This window comes from Pedobacter roseus (genome assembly GCF_014395225.1).
GTDB lineage: Bacteria > Bacteroidota > Bacteroidia > Sphingobacteriales > Sphingobacteriaceae > Pedobacter > Pedobacter roseus.
In genome coordinates this window covers 214,809-231,185 of sequence record NZ_CP060723.1, presented here as the reverse complement: position 1 = coordinate 231,185, position 16,377 = coordinate 214,809, and the positions used below count along the sequence as shown (strand labels likewise).

Sequence of the window (16,377 nt, the reverse complement as noted above, 5' to 3'; positions counted from 1 at the left end):
AAATATTTTTCGAAAGGTATTCTGAACAATAACAGGATTGGATAATCACAATTAATTACGCTCCTGTTAGAAATAGATGCAAATAGGCATAAACTGGGTGCATCTATCATTAATGTACTCGCATATTGAGATGAGCACATGAGTCTCCCTGTTAATAATTTATCTTTGCAAATCTGAATGATCTATTGCCAAAGATTCAATTACGCCATCGCGGATCACCTCAAATCCCGCTACACGATCTGTATTGTAAATCGCCACTGTTTTTGGTGGCCAAAGTTTCGGGTCGTTTATCTTATCCCAGTCAATCCCAATACCTGAAGGATAATAATCCCAGTTTTCCCAGGCTCTCTCTTTAATTAAAAGTCCGTCGTAACCCAGTACCCTTGTAAGATATTCATTACGGTTACCTTCCCAGTCCATCCCGTAGCAGAGCAGATCAGCAACCTTGTAAAAATCAGAGAGCTGGTCATCGTGCCGGCGATTTAGGTATCGCTCGGAAACTCCGGCGCACAGCAAAATACTCCGGACGCGAGATGCGTCCAGAGCTTTGTCAGCATCCAAAATGCTGGCATCCTTGCTGAGTGTTATCTTATAGATTTTGGCATATCCAAGATTATCAAACCCCGATCCACCGTTCAGTCTTGACTTCTGGAGTACGAGATGGCTAAAAAGGCAGGCGGCGTCCTCACTTATTGAAGTATAAAATGCATTTCCCAGAGTGAGAGCATTCCAGCCAACTCCTTTACCGGACTGGATGTTAATTTTCCCACCGTCCAGTCCAAGCGAGCCATGATAAAGCGCCAGCGATTCTGGGTTTATTTCCTTTACTTTGTTCATAAATTCTGATTAAAGGCCCAAATCCAACACCGGTTGACCCTGCAATTGAAACATTTCAGATCGTCCTCCGTCATGTATTAGACCTATTGAAGCGACTTTTTCCGTGTTATAAATCACGACTGTCGCGGGAGGGGAATTGCGCCAGTCATGCCAGCATCTTCTCCAGTTCACCCCAATGTGGTTAGGTTCATAGTACCAGGGCAGGTAGGGTTTTTGAACAAACAACAGTCCATCATAGCCCATCGATTTAGCCAAGAATTCTTTGGCATTTATTGTCTGAAAGCCACCTTTTTCAATTAGATCAACTACAGCTGGGAATGAGGCCATTTCGGAGTGGCTAAGCATTTTTATATCCGACATCTGTATTCCCGCATGCTTCATAGTACTCACTGAGGCACCGATATCGAGTTTATCAGTTTCGCGCAGCAAATACAAATCTTTGGATAACGAAACACGATAGACTTTTCCTGTAAGTGCTTTTTCGGGATCCTGCCCTAGATCAAACAGTTTTTCCCGCATCATAACATGGCTGTAGAAAAGCGCTATTTCCTTGGATGTGGTTGTATAGAAACCATTACCAAGGGTTAAATCATTTGAGCCAATACCGGTATTTGAGCGAACCTGAATATGATTACCATCGAAATGATCGGTACCATGGTACAGAGCTAAATCTGCTTGGGTCATTTCATTACTTTATTTTCAAACTCCAAATTCCGCCTTTAGGTCTATCGGGTAGTTAGCTGTAAGCACCTCTATCTTGCTTTTTTGCTTTCCTCCTTTTGCATTAACGGAGACCTGTTGCTTTACCGACCATTGATGCCAGCCATGTTCTTTGGCATATTTTTCCAATAGTGGGGACGGATAGGAAGAGAGTAAGAATTTACCCTTTATGCCGGCCAACAAAAACAGAAGCGCTTCAAAATCTGCTTCAGAATAACCGTCGTAGTGACCACAATCAGAATTGTAATAGGGCGGATCACAATAAAAGAAACTATCTGTGGTATCGCGGCTTGCAATGATATAGAGTGCATCCGCGCACTCAATCTGGCAGTTCTGGAGCCTGATCGCCATTTCCTCTACGAAGCCTTCCTTTTTGGAATTTATTTTCTTAGTGGTTGTGTTACCGGATTTATCATAGCCCCAGCTGCTGTCAAGCTGCGACGAAAAGCTTTGTGAGGAAGTCAGCCAGACTGCCCATGCCCTTTTAATCTCCGAAAACATATCCGGGTTGTTATAGATTACCGAGGCCTTTCTGTGCAGATCTCTGGAATGAAGAGAGATCCTGATCTCCTTTTCAAGTGAAGTAAAATCCTCCTTCGCTACCCTATAAAAATTCATCAGTTCTTTATTGGTATCATTAATTACCTCAACCTTTGATTGTTCTTTAGCAAAGAATACCGCCGCGCCACCAATAAAAGGTTCACAGTAAAGCACATGGGGCGGAATTACCGAAACAATGCGTTTGGCTAATTTTTGTTTACCCCCATAATAGCTTATGGGGGTTCTTAATTTTAGTTTGGTCATAAATTCTAATACAAGTCGTCAATACTTAAATCAACTTTTTTCCCCTCAACCATTACCGACACCCTGCACTTGATATCGGGCGTGGCCATACTTTCCACATGATAGCGCTTGCCGTTTAAGTTATGTAGCGGGTGATCTTCCTTGAGATCAAGGGTAACCCATCCGCTTGCGCGGATGCGGTCTATCTTAGCTAAAAGCTTTCTCATTTTTTCTTTGCTGTTACAAGAGATTATCTCCCTATTTCCTCGCTTTGGGAGGTATCACCATCCCGCTGGTTTTCCCAAGGAAACCGCTCTTCTGTATTGCCGGCATCGATTTCGCTTTTCTGGGAAGTTCTTTGTTCAGCCGAGACCGTGCTTTCTTTTTGCTCTTCTTTTTTAGGAAAGATTTCATCCTGGCGGATAATGGCCATGTTCTTATCATAAACATCAAGTCCCTTAAACTGGGGATTCGCGGTTACCATTACAGCAGCGGCTTTCTTACCCACCATCATCTCTGCCGGTGCCATATGGCCACTTCTCAACATTTTCATCATACCATCCTTTCCAAGTTCTGTAAGACCCTTGAACGGATATTTGTCTATGGCATCAGATAGCTCAAACTTGAATTCGGGGTAGAATTTTTTCAGGGGATGATTCCCATAGGCATCCTGAACATCAAGGTTGAGCTTAAACCAAACCTTTTTCTTTTCCGAACCCTCACTGTTTTCCAATTTGGTATAAACATCCCGTTCAAGTGAGTTCCCAGAGAGCAGTTTATAGGCCTGTAGCGCCGTAATCCGGTTGTCCCTTTCCAGATCAAAGACCTGTCTGATAGGCAAGGCACTTCCGGCCTTATTCAGAGTTACCTCATAATCGTTCAGAAAATACATATCGCTCTGCTTGGAGCGGTTGAAGTTCAGCATGAACCTGACCTGATCGGAACCAATTGCAGGATTCTTTTTGGCGTTGGCAGATGTGTAGCTTTGCGTAACTCCGAGGGTAAAAGCAGGGAGTTCCCTGGAAATTGCTGATTCAAGAACATCGTTAAGTTTTGTTCCAAAGCCCAGATAATCCAGGCTCTTTTTTAGATAATCTAAATTTTGTTCATTCATAAGAATATATTATTAATTAATCAAAATAGGCTAAGCTGTTGCTCAGGCTGGGGAGGGCTATAGCCATTTTCCCGGGCGAGGTGTTCGCCAAGGGAGACTGCCAGTTCCTCGATGGACGCATATCCGCAATCCTTTAAAAAAGCAGAAAAGAGAAAATGTGACCGGTAGCCGGTGCTGGATATAATATTGGAATCTGAGCGAAACTCCAGGTGTACAACGGTTGGCTCTTTTTCATCATTTCTTTTGCTGGGCCAGTTGTACACATAATTGACATTGACATCGAATCCGAATACCCGGATATCGAGACCTATATCCTGTTTGAAAATTTCTGGAATCATGGAAATGGATTTTACCGGATTTGCAAAGGCCTGACAATGGTCCTAAATCCGGTGATCTTACAAAACCTATTAAGTGAAAAGAGTGATTCCGCACATGAAAATTCACATGACTTAAAAGTGAAAATTACATGATGGGATAAAACCAGAAAAGTTGCGTCAAATCCTTTCAGCCATAGCGAAATCTTACAGGTTAATACGATTGCAGGCAGATCATCTCCGAATACAGTCACGAATTTCGAATTGGGAAATACCAAGCTGATGCGTATTATACCTTCCGGAGAAGCAAGAAAACCAAATGTTGCCAGCGCGGCATCCCGAAATTTGACTGATTTAGCATCCGATAGAACGTTTAGACAATCCCTTTTTTCATAAAAAAGATAAACGGTACGGATACATATCTCTGGCAGCCCGTAAGGAATAAGGTATGCGAAACCATCGCACATCACCCATTCTCTGTCCATATTTATCTGGATACGCCATGACTATAGCCTTGGCTATACTCGCTTTTGAACTCATCGAGTTCTCTCTGCTGCAATATCTCGTCTGAAATTGCGCCATCGTTTTTTTTCATTTCCAGGAATGCGGATTCAAAGCCTGGTGAAAAGGGAGTCTGATGAATACTTGAATCCATTATGGGAGCGAGATCTTTTAACAAAAAACCCTCGGTTTTACCATCTTTCAAAAAAGTTAAGATAAGTGCTGTACGGCTGGCTACGATTCCCTTGGGCTCACTAGCCCTATGCTGGATCATTGTCCCATCGATTAGCTGCACAATACGTCCTAGGGCAAAATCCTTACTTTTCTTTGCATCTAGTTTCTCTCCGTTGATCTGAAATGGAACCTCTACTCCTTTTGGATCATAGGAAATGAACTCCCTGGTTTCACTATCATATTCAAATACGATAGTCCTATTTGTGCCATCAGAAAAATTAATGGGTTTTGCAAGATTCTTAACTTCTCCTGCAATCAGCGCATCAGCTTCAACATCCAATAAATCCGGAGACAGTTTCGGCTCATTGTAAATAGGGTGCAATTTTATCTCGTGGAGACTATCTTCATCCAGGTTTAAGGATAGCTTAGCATCCAGGCTATCAATAACAAAAGTCTCGCTGACCAGATTCTGTAGGTTCACTAAAGAAGTTCTCCTGCCCGAAAGAAGTGCAGCAATGTCTGTGTCGTCCAATAAGTACCTGGCCCCGTCGTATAGCCCTAGCCTGGATAGCTCTGCAACAGGCAGGGCTTCCCCAATAATTATATTTTTCATAAATTCCTTTTATCTGTTTAAATCAAGATGTGATTGGTTCACAGCTTCGCCAATTTGGTTAGCGTGCTTCTCATTTTGAAACTCAGCACCCATTTCGCGCTTGAGGTATAAAAGCGCTGCGTAGAGTTTATCTTCCCGGCTCATTGTAAATGTGTTGCCGTTCAGGCTTTCATGCATCTTCAGCCTTCCCTGTTTTAAATGGCCAAGAACCTCATAGACCGATCCGTTATAGGGAATCTTATCTCCCGTGGTGAGATACCCAGAAGTTTTTCCAGGAGCAGGCTGCATTGCATTCAGGGAAACCTTTTCATTGGTAATCTCCTGTTTTCTTTCTATATCCATGATATAGCCAAGAATACGCTCGGCATCCATGGAAGCAGAAAAAATCTCAAAAGGATTGTTCTCCAGAATCGATATCCAGCTTTCCACATAGGCATAATGCTGTCCCGGGTCATGGCCTATACCAAGTTCTTGTCCAATAAGCATCGAAGCGATTTCTGCCCTTAGTTCCTCCCTGGCATAGCTCGCATCCCCAAAGCCTTTACCCATGTCACGGTTCAACCGGTCTGGATGCCCCGTCCAGTGGCCCAGTTCGTGTAGCAGTGTAGCATAATATTTGTGGCTTTCAGAAAACCAGTCCTTGTAGGGAAGCGTAATAGCATCCCTTTTTGGGTCATAAAAGGCATTTGCGGAATATTGGTGAAAAATTACTGCGCCTGAGGAGGCAATGAGATTCTCTGCCCGCGCAACCGGTGCCCACTCGGTGCCTGGCTTTTCCCTTTCCAGTTTGGGCATGCCCTCGATCTGCGCGGCATTAAACACGTAAGCATTGCGAACAATGGCATGGGGAAGTTCCCTGGTTTCCTTTATGGGCTTTCCGAACTCATCATGGATAACCTTTCCTGAAGCGTCGCGCCTGGTTTGCTCATCACTTGTTTTAACAAACTGGATGAGCATGGATTTCTCTCCCTTTCTCACCTGCATTCCGCTTTCCTCTGCCTGCCTGTAGGTCATCCATCTTGGATCTTCCCTACCTGCCATCAAAAGCGATAGCGCATTGATTCCCTTGTATCTATTGCCGCTCTGAAAATTGTAAGGCATTAAAAGAGGAATGCCCCCTGAATCCCATGGAATCTGCCAGGGTGCGGTTCCGGCGCGGAGTGCCTCAATTACTTTCTCGGCAACCTGAACGTGCAGGGGTTTATGAACATCTCTTTTATCCATCTTGCTCTTCCTCCGTATCCGCAAAACCAATTCCGTAAACCCAGGCCTCGTCCTGATTCAGTTCCACTTCTTCTACCATCGCGAGTAGTTCCAGTTTTTGCCTTAGGGTCAAATAGGCTGAATTTTCCATAAAATTTATTTGATTAATTTTGGCTACTTTATAGTAGCAAAGAATAAAGTTTACTGGATCAATGTAGACTCGCCCGATGCGCAAACTAAAATGCAGGTGTTCGCCAGTCACCCTACCGGTAGATCCCGTAACCGCTATAACTTCCCCAGAACGGACTTCTTCGCCCTTTTGAACCAGAATAATGGAGAGGTGGCCATATATGCTTTCAAGGCCTGAATGATCAATCCTTATAAATTTTCCCAGAATTGAATTAAAGCCTACGCCGGATACCTTTCCGGCAAGAAAAGAAAATACAGGCTCATTTCTTGCGTGAAGATCAATGCCACGATGGAAATCCGCAAAATGGGTAACAGGATGTATCCTTTTACCAAAAGCGCTATTTACCTTTATTGAATTCAAAGGCAAGGAGATTTGGGAGTAGCAGGATAGAGAAGAGCAAACAAAAATGAGAAGTACGCCTGCAAAAAGCCTAACGCTCAAAAGAAACCTCTTCGCTGACATTTATATTGTGATTTCGTGAAATATAGTCCTCCAGGGAAATCATGCTCCTTTTCATGACCTCTGGATTTTCGACAGCAATCTTCATCGCAGCAGAAATGTGACCATAATCTGAATACTCCTGTTTCATATTAATATCGAGCAAGTCTTTAAAAGTACCGGCATCCATATCCTTTACCCCGGTCATAATATCCTGATAAAGCTCCCTTTTATCCTTTAGCACAAGGAGGGCATCTGAGGAATACCTGCCTAGTGGGCCACCACCAAAGCCGACGCTAATGTTATCTTTTTGAAGATCCGCTATTGCAATTAGACCTATCTGACCCTGTCTGGAAACAGGATCTGTTGTCAGCTGGGGATGTACCACCACAAGCTGGCCGGTTAATTCTTCCATAAAAATTGATTTTAAGATTGAAAAAAATAGTTTGTTTATCGCTTCATACCGCCTGCCATGGAGGCTTTGGGACTTTCCCGATTTTTTGGGACAGCAGCCTCGGTTCTGAATTTTTTAACCAATACCTGTATTTCATCATTTATGCGCATGAAGTTTTTACGGAGAATCTCATCCTTTTTTCCTGCGAAATCATAATACAACGGCATATCAGGGTAAGCTTTTTCCTCTCTGGCTATCGCCTCCATATCAAGATTCACCCTGCAGTTGATCGCCGAGGTATCATATTTCCCGGTATATTCTTCTACAGCATCGGCTGCAAGCATACCAACGAGCTCTCCGGCCTTCAATGATGCGATCTTACCTGCAGGAATCAGCGATTCTAGTTTTTCCGAGAGCGACACCGATGTCTTGGTTCTATCAATGGACAAGCTCTCTGACTGTTGCTTAACTTTCCCAAAAAGCCGCTCCAGCCATTCCAGCGTTTCCTTGTTCCTTACCGAGCCAGAAAGTACATTTCCTACTACCGAGGTAATGGTGGTTGCGGTATCCTTTCCATATTGCTGCTGAAACTGTGGAAGCTCCTGGAGTCCCATGAGTACAGCTACCTTATTTGATCTGGCAGTGGCAATGAGATTTTCGATGCGGTGAACAAATAAAGTTGGCAGCTCATCGATAATCAAGGCCGAGGGCCGGTTTCCTTTAGAGTTGATAAGCCTGGTCAGCCTGTTGAGCACTACAGAATAGCAGGCGGAATTGATATTCTGTGTATTGGGATCATTGGCAAGGACTAACATAGAGGGCTCCGCCCGGGATGAAATCTTTAAGTTGAAATCATCCCCAGAAAAAACCCAGAACGTCTCTTTAGTAGCTAAGCGGGAGATGAATACCTTTAGCGTTCCTATCTGCCCCTCTAGCTGGTTGAAAGCTTTAGCCTGCCATGCAGTGGCAAATGGAGAAAGTAAGCTCCCAAGCTCAGGATTGGAAAATAGCACCGAAAAAATCTGCTCATAACTGCAGTTCAAAAATGAAAGTACGTGCGGAAAAGTAGAATACTTCCCTCCCTGGTACTGAGAAAAGAAATAAATGCAGGAGGAGAGAAAATTTACCGCACTCTGGGTAAAGAACTGATCGCTACCACCGGATTTATCCCCTTTTTTCAAGGCTTCAACCAGCGCTTCCGCTGTTTCGCCAGCATCGGCGAGCGTTACTATGTAATCTGGTCTTAATACATTTATCCTCCTGCTCCGCTCTACCTGGGTTAAATTGATGACATGAAAATCAAAGCCTGAGAGCCTGCCCTGCTTTTTACCCAGCAGATAATGGTAATAGGCGATCTGACCCAGGTCGGGAAACTTAAAGTCATAACAGCAGATACAGAATTCCTTAAAGATAAGCTGCCGGATAAAGGGCATAACAATGCCAAAACTCTTGCCCGAGCCCGGGGTCCCGATCAAAAGCGTTCCGCGAAAGATGTTCTCTATGTTAATGAAGCCCGAATGTACTTTCCTGCGGTAATAAAAAAGTGAGGGGATGGTAACTGCAAATGGTCCGTTCACAGGCTTTCTTGCCTGCATAAAGGATTCTTCTTCGGTATTCCACTTATCCTTACCTAAAGAAGAGCTGATAATCTTGGAAACATTGTCCATCGCTAGGTGCACCAGGATCGTCCCTATCAACAATAAAGAGATATACCCAATATCCTGCCAGCTGGTCAGATAAAAAACCACAGCCCCCTTTTCACCAAAAAAAAAGATACTGGCCGCCATTAAGACTAATCCCAACACGAGCGGATAAATGATCGCTGTTTTAGCATCAAGATCTTTTTCTTTTTTGCTCAGTGTCCCGATTGAAACCAGCGAGATAAGCAACAACGAGAAAAACCGGCTGTAGAGCGGGTGTTGGTAAATAATAATCCGTGACATGCGCACCAGAAACCTGGCGAGCCCGATTTTCTCTGCACCAGAATCAGTTAAGAACTTAGTTGCATAGACAAACATGAGCACATCTAGCAAAAGGGCGAGATAAATGGCAAACTGAAGGAAGCGGTGCAGGCTCTGTTGTTCCTTGCTTTCTTCCATAATGAAACATTAAAAGGTGTCGGCGTTTAGGATATCGGAGTACCTTAATGAAGCGCGAAGATTTCTTCCGGAAATCTGCTTTTCCGATAATTCAATACTGAATTCCTTGTCACCGGGAAAGGTGGTTTTTTTAATGATATAAATATTACGATAGGATTTCGAAAATCTTTCAAAGGGATAAAGCTGAAAAACCGGCTTTAATTCTATGGACTGGACATTGGTAGATTTATTGATCTTTCTGTCCGCTATCTTAAACCTCAGCTCGTCGACATCAAAGATGAGATTTGTGGAGTTCTGGAAGCTCAGGTCAAGAAGGATGCAATCGCCAAGGGTATAAACCCGGTTGACAACCAGAGATATCCCGAAGGCTGATTCCTTTTTAATTTTGACATCCCCCCTACGCTTTAGCAGGGAAAGTGCATTGCTCTTCATCTCGTTCTGTGATAATCCTATCCCCGAAATGTCAAGGGATCTCATATAGGTTGGCACTATATCGATTTGTGTGGAAATCAGTTCAGGATTGGAAGGCGATAAAAAGGAGAGTCTGTACTGGGCGATAAAGGTTTCTCCGACAATGGTAACCAGGCCAGCATCGCCGCTGGAACTAAGTGCGGCAACAGAGTCTGGAATCGCCTTGATCCTGAGAATGTTCTTTTCCGGAAGGTCACCAATCAGCGAACTGCTGGATAGGTCTACATAGGAAATTTTCTCTGGCGAGATGAAATGGAGTGAAACCGAACCCGATATTCCGATTACCGGAATATCGGCAACGGTAACTGAGTGTGGCACTTGCGCATAGAGCGCCAGCGAGCTCAGGAAAATTTGAGCTAGGAACAATATTTTTTTCATGAAATTCTAATAAGATTGTTGTTTTCTTTTTAGCTCATTGGGATCAATGAGATAAACCTGGGTATTGTATCTGACCTTTACCTTATTGGACCGGATCAACTTGTTTACCGCTGTTGTTGTAGACTGGAACATCTTGGAAAGCACCCCCATAACGAGTTGGTTGTTATTTTCCGCCATCTGCTGTATGGTAATCCCTTGCGTGCTTGAACTGCTCATGTCCCTGGTAAATTCGCGAAAGGCGGATGATGGAACATAAATACCGGCCATTCCGTCGTTGTCATAAACCTGAAGATTTACCGGCAGAATTTCCCCACCGTAGAATACCGATGAGATCACCAAGGAAACCCTTTGGGCAGAGAAGCCTGAAATAGTTGCATAGAGGTAGGTGCCTTTAGGGATCATAAACTTGCCGGCCATGATATCATCAGTCAGCCTTATACGCAGGCGCGATCCGGAAAAGCCGGTAATATCCTGATCAATGATCGCAGAAATAGGGCGTTCGCCATCTCCTGAAACTATGGTATTGAAGCCAGCCGAAACGCCATGCGATCTTTTGACCGGAATGATCTTCTTGCTTTTGGCTTCTGCATCGGCCATTTTCAGAGCCCGTTCTTTTTCCATATTCTCCTTTACAGCGGGATCATTCGCTTTCCCCATACTGTCGACAAGAGCCATCTGTGCCCGAAAAAGCTGCATGGGATCGGATGGGTTTTTAGCGTTATCAACCTCCTTAGTTACCCTGTTCTCCTGCATTTTTATCTTCGACAGTGCCGAGGCGAGTGCGATGTCCTGCTCAGTTCTGGAAGGATTCCGCGACTTTACAAAGCTCTGTCCTGCCGCAGAATATCCATGGTTTACATTTTCCGGTCTGCCTGGCAGACCATATTTTGCCTTCATTACCTGGTCAATGGAATCTAGCATATGCTTTTCCCTCGAATTGTAGGATGAGCTTACCTCTGCCAGCTGCTGGTTTTCTTCACCAATACTACCAACAGCAGTGTATCCATCGGCCTGCTTGAATTTATTTCTAAAGGCATCTAGCTTTCCCGAAAGCTCCTGGTTCCTCACCTGCTCGGAAACATTTGCCACGTTGGTCTGTAGCGAATCTCTTCCCAGGAATATTTTACCTTCTTTTCCAAAACTGCTTTTATAGACATAAAAGAAGAGAAAAAGAAAAGGCAGACAGATTATGGGAAGCGCGTACCTAGGCTTTTTTAAATCTATTTTTTTCATATATTTTAATTAATTCTTCGTTTGGCTGGCACGCTCAAGCTCGGCTACCATATTGACCATGAGCAGGCTGTCCTGGCTATTTAGCGTCTCCTTGGCCAATAAAACTTTCAGCGCTTCCCTAATCTCAAGAGTTCTTTTAAGCTTACTTACAGTTGATCCTATCTCGCTAAGCCCGCTCTCAACTTTTAGCAGTGCTTTTTTTTCTACAGGGGCTTTTTTTGATTCCATTCTCAGCAGCGTAAAGCACAAGAGAAAGGAACTGGCTAGTAGCAGCACCATAGATGAGAAGATAACCTTCGGATATTTTTTGAAAAAACCTGATATGGAGGCCAGGAGGCGTTCGATCAGATCAGAGAACTCATTTCTGAGTTCTGAAAACACAGTTGTCTTTTTCATTGGAATGCATTTTTATCTATAGTTGAAATATCCCTGTTCTCTAATGTCTTCCATCTGGTAATCAAGACCGCGTGGGGATTATTGTCAGATCTTGTTTCAAGATCGATCAGGCTTCCCTCCGTGATAAGCGAGCGGGTGACGCTTGAGCTTCTCCTGTCTATTTTCTGGGTACCATAATACCGGAAATACATTCTTTTTTCATCTAAAAAAATAGAATCGGTACGGAGCGTGAGTACAGCAGAGGAGGAGAGAATAGAGGTAAAAAAACCTTTTTCCTTCAGATTATTATACTGAAGTGCACCACTTTCATCAATAAGGTACATGGCCTGTTTCATCTGATATTCTATGAACTTATCATCTGGTACTAGCGAAAAGAAAAGAGAATGGAATTTTGCAATATGTGCGCGGTATTCTGCTGCCCTGTTTAGCTGCACATTGGTCTGTTTCGCTAGGATTGGTGTTCCCGAGGGGTCAAGAATATAAATACTTTTACGAGAATCCCTAACATATCCATAGGCAAAAAAAGAAACAACAGCGACTACCGATAGACAGAGCAAAAAACTTCCCAGCGAAAGGAATGTGGCTAGACGGATTTTGGATTCGATACTTTTTATCATCATCTCGCTATCCTCCCATTATCTGTCCGGCAACCCTGGTCATACTTGATGCACCTCTTCCCATAGAACTTGCGGCAGAGGATACGCCCGATGTGGATACTATCCATGTTGAAATGCTCGGCACGGTAAGCATGGTTAGTGCACCGATGATAAAGGTTACGATTACCATTCCAAAGGAGAGAACTCCATTACTGGCAAACCATCCAAGTTTTTCAAGGCTTGCCCCGCCGGTCCCAACAAGCTCCTGATAACGGGTAATTTCTGCCTCAAGCGCATAATGCTGAAAGAGAGAGGCTACATACATCACTAAATAGGCAATACCCGAATAAAGGTTTACGGAAATGAACCTTGCCACCCAGGTCGAAAAGGAATCCCTGAAAGCTGGCAGAATAGAGACGGCTACTGAAAAGGGGCCTAAAATAATCAGTATCGTGGAAAAGATGATCTGAATGATAAAAATAATATAGGTGCAGACCCTGAGTATCCATATAGCGAGTGTCTCTAAAAGAGAGGTAGCCAAAAGTTGCAGACCAACCTCCAGCCTGTTTCTCATTTCCACAATGGGATTCCAAACCTCGGAAAACCCTTCTTTTACCGAGGATTTTACAGATTCCCAGGCATTTTCATACCAGGTATCAGCCTCTGTTTTTGCTGTCTGCGTTTCGGCCTGAATTTTATAGAGCTGATCAGAAACCTCTACCATGAGCTTTGCTCTTTGGAGCCTGAGGTCATTGATCTCGGTCTGGCTTCCATCGAACATTGCCGAGGTCTTTTGCTCAATCACATCGGTTGGATAGGCAATTACCCGGGTAAATATGCTCCACCATAAGATTACCATGGTTAGCCCAAAAGGGCGAAGTAGCGGCATTATTTCGAGCTGTTTATCCCCCGAAATCATCTCGTAGCTTTTAATAGCAAAAAAGATGAGCATAAAAATTGCTGCCAATGCCTGTGCATCTGCAATAAAGGCATCATAGTGGGTCCAGATCGTATTTTTCATCTCATGAAGAAAATGCATCATCCCTTCCTCATAGACACCGTTGCCCTGAAGAAAATTAAAAGTGTCCTTAAAAGAATCGGGGACAGACTGCACAAAAAAACCGGCTGTGCCGGTTATAACATTTAAAATATCCATTGCTTATAGTTTTGATTTTTTAAGGATATCATTTGCAATTTGTATATCGCTCTTTGATGATGCTGGTTTTGGAACCTCACCAGACCTCAACTTCTGGGCAGATGAGCGGATAGAGAGATAGGTCCTTGCCCTGGATTTCTTGGTTTCCCAGCTAGCCGAGAGTTTCCTGAACTCTGCAAGCATCCTATGATAGGCCATTATCCTTGATCCCCGGTCTATGGTAGTCGACCTCGCGATTTCAAGTCTTTCAAGAAGCGCATGGCTTTCCTCCCTGAACCAGTCAAATAGCCCCGTAGAGATCATGTATTTCTGTTCAGCAAACGAAAGGCCTGCAAGCATATCGGAATCTATCTGATTTAATAACCCTTCAAACTCGTTTCGATAGTACATGAGCCAAAGGGGATCGGCGAAAGCCAGTGCCGAAGAATAATTGGAGGCCTCGCTCAGCGCCGTATTGCGAAGGGTATCCGCATGCAATTTGTAGAGATTATCCGTGTTTTGCATGGCGGCAGCAAACATCATCCGCTGCGTCTGTGGCCCAACCGGCCCCAAGGGCCTAAGATCTGTTTTGGGATAATTTGGATGAAGTGCCCAGGTAATCCAGTAATCAGGGTTGAGCCCTAAAAACCCTGGTTTGGGCGTAAACTTATCTGCGTCCCATTGCTTAAAGACCATGCGCTCCTGTTGATAGGTAATGTGTTTGTCTGTAATCTTTTTCTGGGCCATGACTAGCCGAGAGGGAAAACATAGAAAAAGAATCAAATAATATTTTTTCATTGCTTTAAAAGTTTTGACTTAAATAAAATATCATTGCCCAGGCGCAAATCCTGATTGATGAAGCCCTGATAAGGGTTGAGTGAGCGGAACATACCGTTCATTTTTGCCCAGTACATGGATTTTTTCATGCTGAATACCAGGGCGCGGATGACGCGGAGCTCCAGGGCAATTTTCTTAAGCAGCGCATCGCGCTTTTCGAAATCCATGAGAACATTTTCGCCTTCCTTCAATACAAAAGCAGAGACTTCTGAAAACAGGTTTACCCCCCTATCCTTTACCTGGCGGGAAACGTCTTCTGCAAAAAGCAGCAGATGGGGATCTGACTTGGCTATATCAATCATCCCGGCACTTTCCAATGAAATCTCGGCAACCAGCGAGCCGATCTGTCTGACCGCGATTGCGGTTTTGAGTCCCTGATCAACTTCTCTTAAGGAAGACAGGATTAATGACTGAACCATAACGACCGCGCCCAGATTGAGATTAATATCTGAAAGGCGGTTGTTGATCGTATTTAAATAACTGTTATACGTATTTTCAGCTGCCAGACGTACTGCGCCATTTTCATTTACGATGTTAAAATGTCCACGGTCAAAAACTACCCTTTGAGCCTTACTACAATAATGATTGACCAGCATTAAAAAAATTAAAATAAGCAATTTCATAACATCAGTTTTTTAGGATATCTTTTTTTCGCAGGATTTCATCTACCAATTTTTTATCGGTATTGATAAATTCTGAGAAGGGATTTAATCCATTCAAGGCCTTTTTTCTTGAAGAATATTGAAGGGTTACCGCCAGTCCTCTGGATGCCCCGGCTATCAGGCGGAGTTCGTTGAGCACATGGGAAAAGAGCATTTTGCGGTCGCTCTGCTTCATCTGGTTGATGTCCTGCATAGAAAGAGCAAGTCCGTACAAAAAATTCAGCAGTGCATATGCCCGATCCCCCATATCCAACTCTGCCTGTATGGCCAGAACGGAAAGTACAGGATCGTCCTTGCATAAATCAAAAATCGTCCCCTGGCTTCTGGTAATATCAGCGATCAATGGATAAGCTTCGATTCCAATCTGCGCCGCATCAATAGCAAGTCCCAAAGTTTTGAATCTGGACTGGATATCCCTGTATTTATTCTTTAATCTTACCATCAGGGTTTTGTTTGCCTCCTCATTTGCAGTGGATCCCGCCTGCCTGTCCCTAGCATCAGACTGTTTTCCGTGTTCTGTTTTGCTATTACCCACAAGCTGGTGCAAAAGCCCGACATTCAACTGCGCATGAGCAGCCATTGATATAAAAATCATAGCCGTGATAAATGCTGCGCTTTTCATTGCTTGAGCATCTTGGCATTCCTGATAATATCGTCCGCTATGCGTTTATCAATATTGATATACCCGGCATAAGGGTTTAGGGAATTTAAGATTCCGCGCTGCTTTGCCCAGTACATCGTACGGTACATGCCGTAGGCCACTCCCCGGAGAATGGTAAGTTCTGTGACGATCCTATTGAGGAGTTTTGCCCTTTCACCGGAATCCATCAGTGCCTCCTTCCCGTCTTTTAATACAAAAGAGCTAACCTCGGTAGCAAGGTTGATCGAACGGGTTTTGAACTCCCTAGCACCACCTTCAGCAAACAGCAGTAATACCGGGTCACCAGAGGCTAGATTAATCGCCTTATTCACATCAATGACAATATCCTGAGAAATCTCATAAATATCCATAACAGAAAGCAGAGACCTCATTACCCCTGAAACCTCAGATAAACCTCTGTAAATAGTGGATTGAAGGTCGTTTACAATTCCAAGCTGACCGGTTACCGCTAACTGGGCTCTCTGCACCAGAGTAAGGTTGTCACTGGTTCGGGACAGACCGCTATTCATCACTCCTGCATGGGCGGCCGTGGCCGCAGCGGTTGTTGGGTCGACGTATATTTGTGCGGAGGCCGATTGCACTAAGATTCCAAATAAAAAATAGATGAATATTTTTCGCATAACAATAG

General features: G+C 43.9%; 20 protein-coding genes. All 20 read right to left on the bottom strand.

Features of this window, described 5'->3' with window-relative positions:
• Positions 1–159: 159 nt before the first annotated feature.
• The gene (locus H9L23_RS01100; protein WP_145859847.1) at positions 160–837 is read right to left on the bottom strand and encodes a hypothetical protein; all 678 of its coding nucleotides are present in this window, start codon (positions 835–837) and stop codon (positions 160–162) included.
• A gap of 9 nt (positions 838–846) precedes the next feature.
• Positions 847–1,521, bottom strand: a complete 675-nt coding sequence (locus tag H9L23_RS01095) for a hypothetical protein (protein WP_187593232.1) — start codon at positions 1,519–1,521, stop codon at positions 847–849.
• Positions 1,522–1,536: 15 nt separating this feature from the next.
• Positions 1,537–2,361 (bottom strand): DNA adenine methylase, encoded by an 825-nt coding sequence (locus H9L23_RS01090; RefSeq protein WP_145859842.1) that lies wholly within the window; start codon positions 2,359–2,361, stop codon positions 1,537–1,539.
• Positions 2,362–2,366: 5 nt separating this feature from the next.
• Positions 2,367–2,567: a hypothetical protein gene (locus tag H9L23_RS01085; protein ID WP_131535373.1), complete on the bottom strand. Its 201-nt coding sequence runs from the start codon at positions 2,565–2,567 to the stop codon at positions 2,367–2,369.
• Positions 2,568–2,590: 23 nt separating this feature from the next.
• Complete coding sequence (locus tag H9L23_RS01080) at positions 2,591–3,454, bottom strand: hypothetical protein (protein WP_187593230.1); 864 nt, start codon at positions 3,452–3,454, stop codon at positions 2,591–2,593.
• Positions 3,455–3,474: 20 nt separating this feature from the next.
• Positions 3,475–3,792, bottom strand: coding sequence for a hypothetical protein (locus H9L23_RS01075; protein ID WP_131535369.1), 318 nt, complete (start codon positions 3,790–3,792; stop codon positions 3,475–3,477).
• 463 nt (positions 3,793–4,255) lie between these two features.
• The gene (locus tag H9L23_RS01070; protein ID WP_187593228.1) at positions 4,256–5,056 is read right to left on the bottom strand and encodes a DUF4099 domain-containing protein; all 801 of its coding nucleotides are present in this window, start codon (positions 5,054–5,056) and stop codon (positions 4,256–4,258) included.
• 9 nt (positions 5,057–5,065) lie between these two features.
• Positions 5,066–6,280 (bottom strand): ArdC family protein, encoded by a 1,215-nt coding sequence (locus H9L23_RS01065; RefSeq protein ID WP_187593226.1) that lies wholly within the window; start codon positions 6,278–6,280, stop codon positions 5,066–5,068.
• Positions 6,273–6,809: a M23 family metallopeptidase gene (locus H9L23_RS01060; RefSeq protein ID WP_186462340.1), complete on the bottom strand. Its 537-nt coding sequence runs from the start codon at positions 6,807–6,809 to the stop codon at positions 6,273–6,275. The genes H9L23_RS01065 and H9L23_RS01060 overlap by 8 nt, the downstream gene beginning before the upstream one ends.
• A gap of 70 nt (positions 6,810–6,879) precedes the next feature.
• A complete protein-coding gene (locus H9L23_RS01055; protein ID WP_187593224.1) occupies positions 6,880–7,302 on the bottom strand; it encodes a hypothetical protein in 423 nt (140 codons plus the stop codon).
• A 35-nt stretch (positions 7,303–7,337) separates the two neighbouring features.
• Positions 7,338–9,380, bottom strand: a complete 2,043-nt coding sequence (locus tag H9L23_RS01050) for a type IV secretory system conjugative DNA transfer family protein (RefSeq protein ID WP_187593223.1) — start codon at positions 9,378–9,380, stop codon at positions 7,338–7,340.
• Positions 9,381–9,389: 9 nt separating this feature from the next.
• Complete coding sequence (locus tag H9L23_RS01045; RefSeq protein ID WP_145859826.1) at positions 9,390–10,229, bottom strand: DUF4138 domain-containing protein; 840 nt, start codon at positions 10,227–10,229, stop codon at positions 9,390–9,392.
• A 6-nt stretch (positions 10,230–10,235) separates the two neighbouring features.
• Entirely contained in the window at positions 10,236–11,462 is a 1,227-nt protein-coding gene (gene traM / locus H9L23_RS01040) for a conjugative transposon protein TraM (RefSeq protein ID WP_187593221.1), read from the bottom strand.
• Positions 11,463–11,471: 9 nt separating this feature from the next.
• Positions 11,472–11,858 (bottom strand): hypothetical protein, encoded by a 387-nt coding sequence (locus H9L23_RS01035; protein ID WP_187593219.1) that lies wholly within the window; start codon positions 11,856–11,858, stop codon positions 11,472–11,474.
• A complete protein-coding gene (gene traK, locus H9L23_RS01030; RefSeq protein ID WP_246474939.1) occupies positions 11,855–12,475 on the bottom strand; it encodes a conjugative transposon protein TraK in 621 nt (206 codons plus the stop codon). The genes H9L23_RS01035 and traK overlap by 4 nt, the downstream gene beginning before the upstream one ends.
• 7 nt (positions 12,476–12,482) lie before the next feature.
• Positions 12,483–13,610, bottom strand: a complete 1,128-nt coding sequence (locus H9L23_RS01025; RefSeq protein ID WP_187593216.1) for a plasmid transfer protein — start codon at positions 13,608–13,610, stop codon at positions 12,483–12,485.
• A 3-nt stretch (positions 13,611–13,613) separates the two neighbouring features.
• Positions 13,614–14,387, bottom strand: a complete 774-nt coding sequence (locus H9L23_RS01020; protein WP_187593214.1) for a hypothetical protein — start codon at positions 14,385–14,387, stop codon at positions 13,614–13,616.
• Positions 14,384–15,049 carry a hypothetical protein gene (locus H9L23_RS01015; protein WP_187593212.1) on the bottom strand — a complete coding sequence of 222 codons (666 nt, stop codon included), beginning with the start codon at positions 15,047–15,049 and terminating at the stop codon, positions 14,384–14,386. Before H9L23_RS01015 ends, H9L23_RS01020 begins: the two co-directional genes overlap by 4 nt.
• Positions 15,050–15,053: 4 nt before the next feature.
• A complete protein-coding gene (locus H9L23_RS01010; RefSeq protein WP_187593210.1) occupies positions 15,054–15,710 on the bottom strand; it encodes a hypothetical protein in 657 nt (218 codons plus the stop codon).
• On the bottom strand, positions 15,707–16,369 hold the full coding sequence (locus H9L23_RS01005; RefSeq protein ID WP_187593208.1) for a hypothetical protein: 663 nt from the start codon (positions 16,367–16,369) through the stop codon (positions 15,707–15,709). Before H9L23_RS01005 ends, H9L23_RS01010 begins: the two co-directional genes overlap by 4 nt.
• Positions 16,370–16,377 lie beyond the last annotated feature (8 nt).

What these genes read in the sequence shown, in the direction of transcription:
- H9L23_RS01100 (WP_145859847.1), bottom strand. Translation starts at nt 837, where the DNA reads ATGAACAAAGTAAAGGAAATAAACCCAGAATCGCTGGCGCTTTATCAT.
- H9L23_RS01095 (WP_187593232.1), bottom strand. Translation starts at nt 1,521, where the DNA reads ATGACCCAAGCAGATTTAGCTCTGTACCATGGTACCGATCATTTCGAT.
- H9L23_RS01090 (WP_145859842.1), bottom strand. Translation starts at nt 2,361, where the DNA reads ATGACCAAACTAAAATTAAGAACCCCCATAAGCTATTATGGGGGTAAA.
- H9L23_RS01085 (WP_131535373.1), bottom strand. Translation starts at nt 2,567, where the DNA reads ATGAGAAAGCTTTTAGCTAAGATAGACCGCATCCGCGCAAGCGGATGG.
- H9L23_RS01080 (WP_187593230.1), bottom strand. Translation starts at nt 3,454, where the DNA reads ATGAATGAACAAAATTTAGATTATCTAAAAAAGAGCCTGGATTATCTG.
- H9L23_RS01075 (WP_131535369.1), bottom strand. Translation starts at nt 3,792, where the DNA reads ATGATTCCAGAAATTTTCAAACAGGATATAGGTCTCGATATCCGGGTA.
- H9L23_RS01070 (WP_187593228.1), bottom strand. Translation starts at nt 5,056, where the DNA reads ATGAAAAATATAATTATTGGGGAAGCCCTGCCTGTTGCAGAGCTATCC.
- H9L23_RS01065 (WP_187593226.1), bottom strand. Translation starts at nt 6,280, where the DNA reads ATGGATAAAAGAGATGTTCATAAACCCCTGCACGTTCAGGTTGCCGAG.
- H9L23_RS01055 (WP_187593224.1), bottom strand. Translation starts at nt 7,302, where the DNA reads ATGGAAGAATTAACCGGCCAGCTTGTGGTGGTACATCCCCAGCTGACA.
- H9L23_RS01050 (WP_187593223.1), bottom strand. Translation starts at nt 9,380, where the DNA reads ATGGAAGAAAGCAAGGAACAACAGAGCCTGCACCGCTTCCTTCAGTTT.
- H9L23_RS01045 (WP_145859826.1), bottom strand. Translation starts at nt 10,229, where the DNA reads ATGAAAAAAATATTGTTCCTAGCTCAAATTTTCCTGAGCTCGCTGGCG.
- traM (WP_187593221.1), bottom strand. Translation starts at nt 11,462, where the DNA reads ATGAAAAAAATAGATTTAAAAAAGCCTAGGTACGCGCTTCCCATAATC.
- H9L23_RS01035 (WP_187593219.1), bottom strand. Translation starts at nt 11,858, where the DNA reads ATGAAAAAGACAACTGTGTTTTCAGAACTCAGAAATGAGTTCTCTGAT.
- traK (WP_246474939.1), bottom strand. Translation starts at nt 12,475, where the DNA reads ATGATAAAAAGTATCGAATCCAAAATCCGTCTAGCCACATTCCTTTCG.
- H9L23_RS01025 (WP_187593216.1), bottom strand. Translation starts at nt 13,610, where the DNA reads ATGGATATTTTAAATGTTATAACCGGCACAGCCGGTTTTTTTGTGCAG.
- H9L23_RS01020 (WP_187593214.1), bottom strand. Translation starts at nt 14,387, where the DNA reads ATGAAAAAATATTATTTGATTCTTTTTCTATGTTTTCCCTCTCGGCTA.
- H9L23_RS01015 (WP_187593212.1), bottom strand. Translation starts at nt 15,049, where the DNA reads ATGAAATTGCTTATTTTAATTTTTTTAATGCTGGTCAATCATTATTGT.
- H9L23_RS01010 (WP_187593210.1), bottom strand. Translation starts at nt 15,710, where the DNA reads ATGAAAAGCGCAGCATTTATCACGGCTATGATTTTTATATCAATGGCT.
- H9L23_RS01005 (WP_187593208.1), bottom strand. Translation starts at nt 16,369, where the DNA reads ATGCGAAAAATATTCATCTATTTTTTATTTGGAATCTTAGTGCAATCG.